Annotated in this window: 1 protein-coding gene; it reads right to left on the bottom strand. The window is 62.7% G+C overall.

Annotated elements, in window-relative coordinates; genetic code table 11:
• Nucleotides 1-515: head-tail connector protein (locus tag I53_RS25640; RefSeq protein WP_043356136.1), on the bottom strand; the 515-nt coding region annotated here is incomplete at its 3' end.
• Nucleotides 516-953: the final 438 nt, after the last annotated feature.

Raw genomic sequence — 953 nt, 5'->3', positions numbered from 1 at the left:
TCGGGCGACTTTGCGCCGGCGGCGAACCCGATCCGGTAGAGCCGCGGCTGCGGGACCGGCGCGAGGGCCCAGCGCGCCGCCCAGGCGTTCCAGTCCAGGCCGCACCACATGCGCTCCCGCTCTCCGAGCGCCCGGCCCGACAGGCTGGCGATCACACCGAAGTCGTCCTCGCGCACGACGGTGTAGAGGCCAACATCGAGGTCCGCATACGCGCCGGTGGTGAGGTCGAACCGCTCCACGCTGACGAGGTCGCCGTCCACAAAGCGCCGGATCGGCAACTCCAGCCGGGCGCCGAGCGTGTCGACGTAGAGCTCGAAGCTCTCCTCCAGGATGCAGTAGCCGTTCAGCAGCCCCTCGGGCCCGGACAGGTAGTCGAAGGCCGCCTCGATCAGGTCGCCGATCAGCGCGTCGCCGTCATCCTCGTCGACGCGCTGGTGCAGCTTCAGCGCGTCGACCGTCACGACGGTGAGCTTCTGCGCCTGCGTGAGCGGCGGCGAGATGCGTTGCAGGTCCATAGCGCAGCACTCATTGATCTAGTAAGTGGACCGCAATCGAAAGGAAGTGCGAGCGAGGGGTCCCAAGCGTCGTAGCGCTTAATTCCATCCTAGGGCGCTGCCCGTTGCCGATGGACGTCTTGCACGGCCCAAAGTTTCGGACACGGTTGCCAATAATTGGCGGATCGAGAGATGTCTGTGAAATAGGGATTGCGCGACGATGTAACCGACAGCCGTACGCCGATTTTGCGTCAATCAAAGGCGCAAACGGCAACCCACTTGCAACGCTCGCCTCACGTCCGTCCGGTTAACTATCGGCTGCCTGCGCTATTCATAAGTTCGACGACTGCCGCGAACGCTTCGAACATCCATTACAGGTTCGCCGCCTCGTTCCCGATCAGTTCATAGAAAATGATATTAGATCTAATCTGCCGGCCTAACGGACGCAAAAATCCGCTG

The organism is Methylobacterium sp. B1, assembly GCF_000333255.1.
GTDB lineage: Bacteria > Pseudomonadota > Alphaproteobacteria > Rhizobiales > Beijerinckiaceae > Methylobacterium > Methylobacterium fujisawaense.
This window is presented reverse-complemented; position numbering and strand designations above follow the sequence as displayed.